General features: G+C 57.7%; 7 protein-coding genes. 2 read left to right on the forward strand and 5 right to left on the reverse strand.

The window, feature by feature from the left end; translation table 11 throughout:
- Window positions 1–189: 189 nt before the first annotated feature.
- Window positions 190–603, reverse strand: coding sequence for a YybH family protein (locus AU465_RS33355; protein ID WP_192257308.1), 414 nt, complete (start codon window positions 601–603; stop codon window positions 190–192).
- 510 nt (window positions 604–1,113) lie between these two features.
- Between AU465_RS33355 and AU465_RS33360 the strand changes: the two genes are divergently transcribed.
- A complete protein-coding gene (locus AU465_RS33360) occupies window positions 1,114–2,103 on the forward strand; it encodes a thymidylate synthase (protein WP_192257310.1) in 990 nt (329 codons plus the stop codon).
- Window positions 2,090–3,022, forward strand: a complete 933-nt coding sequence (locus AU465_RS33365; RefSeq protein ID WP_246506662.1) for an alpha-glutamyl/putrescinyl thymine pyrophosphorylase clade 3 protein — start codon at window positions 2,090–2,092, stop codon at window positions 3,020–3,022. Before AU465_RS33360 ends, AU465_RS33365 begins: the two co-directional genes overlap by 14 nt.
- A 5-nt stretch (window positions 3,023–3,027) precedes the next feature.
- Here the strand turns inward: AU465_RS33365 and AU465_RS33370 are convergent, their stop codons facing one another.
- The 4 genes from AU465_RS33370 to AU465_RS36040 form a co-directional block, all read right to left on the reverse strand.
- Window positions 3,028–4,128, reverse strand: a complete 1,101-nt coding sequence (locus tag AU465_RS33370) for an ImmA/IrrE family metallo-endopeptidase (protein ID WP_192257312.1) — start codon at window positions 4,126–4,128, stop codon at window positions 3,028–3,030.
- Window positions 4,125–4,451 (reverse strand): hypothetical protein, encoded by a 327-nt coding sequence (locus AU465_RS33375; RefSeq protein ID WP_192257314.1) that lies wholly within the window; start codon window positions 4,449–4,451, stop codon window positions 4,125–4,127. Before AU465_RS33375 ends, AU465_RS33370 begins: the two co-directional genes overlap by 4 nt.
- A gap of 72 nt (window positions 4,452–4,523) precedes the next feature.
- Window positions 4,524–4,889, reverse strand: a complete 366-nt coding sequence (locus AU465_RS33380; protein WP_192257316.1) for a hypothetical protein — start codon at window positions 4,887–4,889, stop codon at window positions 4,524–4,526.
- 67 nt (window positions 4,890–4,956) lie between these two features.
- Window positions 4,957–5,142, reverse strand: a 186-nt coding sequence (locus AU465_RS36040; RefSeq protein WP_210325379.1) for a hypothetical protein, incomplete at its 5' end; no start/stop codon positions are given.

Consider the following 5,142-nt stretch of genomic DNA (forward strand, 5'->3'; position numbering starts at 1 on the left):
TCTACCTCACCACACGCGCCCATCCCGCGCAGCGGGTTCGTTCTTCGGCCCCACAAAATTGCTTGTCAGCAACGCGCCCAATAGCTGACATGCAGATCCGGCCAGTAAGTGGACACTGACTAGCCGGCCAGCTCTGGCGCTCTCAGCGCCCGATGAACCGACACAGTGGACGGATTCTGACCTGCGGACTCAGTCCGTCGAAGGCACGGAGTGATGCTCGTGTGCGATGCGCCAGTCGCCATCGACCTTGCGCAGGCCCACAGTCAGTCGGAACAGAAAGCCGTCCTTGTCTAAAGGATTGCTGGATGAGTCAGGCCCGCACCACATGATGGCGACCGCGAAGGCGACGTCCGCGCCCGCGGTAACGGCGAGTTCCCGAAAGTCGAAGACTGTACCGGGCTTGTGGTAACGGAAAAGCAGATCCCAGGTCTGTTCGCAGGCTTCGATGCCCCTGCATTGAAGTGGCGGCGGCAAGTCGAACATCACCATGTCCCGCTCATGGTGCGCAAGAATGGCGGGAAGATCGTGCCGGCGGACTGCGTCCGCCCAGTCCTCGAGAAGGGCTTTGATCCGGGCTTCTTCGGCGTTGGCCTGTTCAGGCATGGTTTGGACTCACTGTTGCGACCCTAGGACGAACGAAGGCTGGCAAATCCGACAACATCTCTGCAGTCCTCCAAGCCGCTGATGCTCACAGCACCCGTTTCGGAAATTTAGGCCATTCGGCGCTTGGCCGTCGGCTTCGCGCCCCAAGTCGGCCGTTCGGACTCGCTTCGCCTTCGCATAAAAGCGGACGGTCGCGGGCAAAGCGCATGGCGGCAATGCAACCCGTTTTCAGCCATCACAATGCGCCAGTCGATCTGAAAAAAGTGGTCGTTCATGTGACGCCTATTCATGGGGGAGCAACCCCAAAAGGGAAGTAGGGTTCGTCTCGCTGCCTTATCGGTTAATCTCTCGCGGCCGAACTTCTGCGCCGTTACGACAGGGCGACCATCTCTTTCGTTCCCCGTGCCGCTCGCCCAGGTGCGAGAAAAGCCAGAAGCTCCGCTCCGGGAGTATTTTACTTGCCGAAATCCAGTCATAACATGTGCCGCAGCGGTAGATTCGGGGGGCGGCATGTATCTGTGCGGTGAAGGCATTGATGAGATACTGATCGAACTGTACCCGATCCTTCTCGCGGAGGGAGCCGCGAACGTCGGCACCCGCGGCGAAATGCGAGAAAGGCTTGGGGTGTCCTTCCGAATGACTAACCCCAGAGCTCGGATCAGTCGATCGCAGGACCGTGGCAAGCCGTTCAGCGCCTTGGGGGAACTGCTTTGGTATCTCGGAGGCTTCAATACTCTCGAGTTCATCAAGGAATATATCCCGGATTACGCCAAGGATGCCGAAGATGGCATCCTCGCTGGCGCCTACGGTCCGCGGATCCATGCGATGCGCGGAAGCATCAACCAGCTTGAGAATGTCACCAGGCTTCTGAAAGAGAAATCCACGTCCAAGCGCGCTGTGATCCAACTTTACGATGCTGCGGACATCGCGGTCCATCACGAGGAGATTCCGTGCACGACTGCACTGCAATTCGTAGCGCGCGACGGCCGTCTTCACATGTCCACCACGATGCGGTCGAACGACGCGTACAAGGGCCTGCCGCATGACGTGTTCTGCTTCACTATGCTCCAGGAGATGATGGCAACTCGCCTTGACCTCGATCCGGGGGATTACCTTCACTACGCCACCAGCATGCACGTTTACGACGGCTCGATCGAGCCGATGAAGAATTACGTGAATGAAGGACATCAGAAGACCGTGCAAATGCCCCCGATGCCTTCCGGAGACGCATTCTCGATTACCGACGCGCTGTTGCAGGCTGAGGGGGAGATCCGGGCAGAAAAGAAAATTCGGGCCGAAGACTTTGCGAGAGAACCATACTGGGCTGACATCATTCGCCTTCTCCAGGTGTTCTGGGCTACTAAACGGCGGGGTGCACCAGGATTCGAAGGTCTCGACGAGTTGAAGGCCGAGTTTCATGACGAGGTTTATCGAACATATCTCGAGCGAAGGCTGAAGACCCGAGCCCTGCGAGATACCAAAACAAATGGAGCAGCCTGAAATGTGGCCGACCAGGCAGCTGCAGCATGCGCAGATCTCTAGCGCTCTTCAGACCTTCTCCGCCAGCGTTCGTAATCTTCCAGGTGCCTCGGGAAACCTAGCGCGCGACACACTCGCGATGCAGCTCCTCGCGAGCCTAAGACGCGAAGATTACTACAGGCGAGTACAGGAAAGGCCCGTCACTGCAAGGAAAGCAGATCCCAATTCGGGCACGTTCGATGCCGAGCGCGCGGTTGCATATCATATGCAGAACGGCAACGTAGAAGAGGCGGCATGGCTTGTTTTCCTCATGACGCATTTCGCTCGACCTGCGTCTTCCGGATGGCTTCGACTGCAGCAGGTATACGGCCGCCTCGGGGCTGGGGTGTGGGACTGGCAGACTGTTTCGAACAACCCACAGGCAATGATCTCATGGCTCGCCGCGAATTGGATGAACATCGGGGGAAAATTCGGCAATCACCGGAAGTACGAGAGTCTGCGGCCGAATTCCAACAGGAGCTTCGGCGACGTCCTGCTCAGCTACGTCGGTTGGATAGGGCCCACGGGACATCAAGCGTTCTTCGCTGCAAAGATCCAGCAAACAGGCAACAATCCCGCAACGATCTTCGATGCTCTTTATCGGAGCATGAGCGTGAAGACCTTTGGGCGCCTTGCGAAGTTCGATTACCTTGCGCTGATCGGGCGATACGGTATCGCACCGATCGAGCCAGGATCCGCCTACTTCAAGGGCGCCACGGGTCCCGCTTCCGGCGCACGCCTCCTGTTCACAGGTTCACACACTGGCGCGGCGACGGAAGCTCAGCTTCAGAGCTGGGTGGATGAGTTGGATGCACACCTTCACGTAGGAATGGCCGTGATGGAGGATGCCTTGTGCAACTGGCAGAAGAGCCCGACCGCATTCGTCCACTTCAAAGGATAGCGATCCTAGACGGTGGCTGGATTGATCTGCCTCCAGTCCCACGTACGCTTAAGATAGTTCAACTTGTCGGGCTCCAGCATTCCACGGTGCTGCATCTGTCCGACGGTTAGGCCTGGAGCCACTCCAATCGACACGCTGAAGCGAACGATGTCGTCTCGTTTCGGCCTGACGCGTTCAAATTCGGACTCCCGAAGGGCAGGAATGACGCATTCCGCCGCGAACTCGTTGGCCTCGTTTTCCCGATCTGCGTCCCCCGGTAGAGCATCATCGTCAACGAAGGTGTTCGCCTTATGGAGCACCAGATGTCCGATCTCGTGGAAAACCGTGAACCAGAACTGATCATCCCGCTTGTAGCGGAAGCTCAGCAGGAGCATTGCCTTGTCGGGATCGACCATTCGTATCGCGCCGCTGGCGCGGCAGCCATCGGGAGCCTTGACGACTACAAGCGCAACACCCGCTTCCGCGCAGAGCGTCCTCAACCTCGGTAGAAAGAGCTGAGGATGGCGGATCATAGAAAGCCTTCGGATGTCCCGCAGCCGATCCATCAGATTCCCGGAATTCCAGGCGCGTGTCTGGATCATGTCGGCCTCAAGTTCGCCGCGCCGGAGCCATAGAAGAGTGGCATCTTCCTTTGACGCGAATGCCTTGGAGGTACGATAGTTCGTTTCGCCTACCAGGCGCCCATATCGACCCGTCCACGATTCTGCGTCCGGAACGTTGTAGAACACCAATCTCTTGCGGATTTCGGTCGCACGGCGCTCTAGGGATAGCTTGCCACGCGCTTTCTGGCCCGGAGCGGGTAGGCGCAGCAGCAGATCCTCATGTCCACTTTCTCGGACTTGAACCACAGCACGGTCGACCGCCGTATCGAAGTTCTCCTGCCGCTTCAGCCAGAATTTCGCCGTCGCTCCCAGGACCGCCGACAGTGTCGAAGCGGAAGACTCGTCGATCTGCCGCGACCCGTCTATGAGGCTGCGGACAGCATCAAGCCCATCCTCGAAGCGCTCGGCAAGGTCACGCGCGGAAATGTTGCGTCGTTGCATAATTGCGCGGATCGAGTCGCCAGGTTTCGAAAACCAGTTGGCTGTAGCGTGCTCATCGATCATCGTACTTCCGATATGGCTGTCAGCTTCACGAATTCAACACTGGCCCAGTCAATCCGCCCATCGTGCGTCAGTGTGACGTTCTGATCCACGCTCACGAAGGTTGCGGTGTAGCTCGAACCGATGGCGACTTCAAAGCTCTCATCGTCATTGATGGTCACGTTTCCCCCAAGGATCTCATGCCACCCCTGAACATTCTCGAAAGCTTCCGCATCCGCAAGCTCGGTGACCAGGCGATCTGCATATGTTCTACCAAACCGTTGTTCCGCCACGTCACGGTTGAGGCAACAATGCTTTAGGTCGGCCGTCCCATACGAAATCTGCATCCGCGAGTCAGCGTCCGCTCGCGAAATACTGGATGGCGAGGCTTGCGCCACCCTGATCGGCTAAGACTACCTTCATTGAGGACGAGCCGTTCCCTGAGGTTTGTCCGCTTGCTTGGCGCGGATACGATCAATGCGGGACCAGTTCCTGCCCAGTTCCTGTTCGGCGGCCTCATTCATGTCAACGCTGGTGGCGTTGCAGAGGGCTGCGAGCGTAACGAGTACGCCCCCAACTTCTTGGCGCACGTCACCTTTCGCCCTACCGAACACGTAGTCCACCAGTTCGAGTGCCTCGTCCTTTGTGCAGGAGTTCGCCTGAGCGAGTTCGAGCGCCTCTTCAAGGAAGCGATGATTGCGCTCCTGTACATCGAGGTGCGCCGACGTCGGAAGGCACGCGACAATCCATTGCCACACGCGGTGTTGAAACGAGCCTGAAGGCATGTCTACTCCCAGAGGTTGCCCTGAGAAGACACTGAGTCTGAGGTAGATTCAAGTTTCAGGGGAACAACTAAGCCCGATGGACAATAAAGGTTGTGCATAAAAGCCGTGGCTTTTTCTTGCGGCCGGCCTCGTTCTCTTCCGACAGAAATCTCAATCTCGTCACGATGCCGCCAGACCGGATGCTGAATGACAGCTTCTCGCCGATTGTGTTGAAAAACTCCGGCTTGAAGCAGCTCTGAAGCACTGATTCAAT

This window comes from Mesorhizobium silamurunense (assembly GCF_014843905.1).
Lineage (GTDB): Bacteria > Pseudomonadota > Alphaproteobacteria > Rhizobiales > Rhizobiaceae > Mesorhizobium > Mesorhizobium silamurunense.

Excerpts from the sequence above, each read along its gene's own strand:
- AU465_RS33355 (WP_192257308.1), bottom strand. The coding sequence starts at position 603 with ATGCCTGAACAGGCCAACGCCGAAGAAGCCCGGATCAAAGCCCTTCTC.
- AU465_RS33360 (WP_192257310.1), top strand. The coding sequence starts at position 1,114 with ATGTATCTGTGCGGTGAAGGCATTGATGAGATACTGATCGAACTGTAC.
- AU465_RS33365 (WP_246506662.1), top strand. The coding sequence starts at position 2,090 with ATGGAGCAGCCTGAAATGTGGCCGACCAGGCAGCTGCAGCATGCGCAG.
- AU465_RS33370 (WP_192257312.1), bottom strand. The coding sequence starts at position 4,128 with ATGATCGATGAGCACGCTACAGCCAACTGGTTTTCGAAACCTGGCGAC.
- AU465_RS33375 (WP_192257314.1), bottom strand. The coding sequence starts at position 4,451 with ATGCAGATTTCGTATGGGACGGCCGACCTAAAGCATTGTTGCCTCAAC.
- AU465_RS33380 (WP_192257316.1), bottom strand. The coding sequence starts at position 4,889 with ATGCCTTCAGGCTCGTTTCAACACCGCGTGTGGCAATGGATTGTCGCG.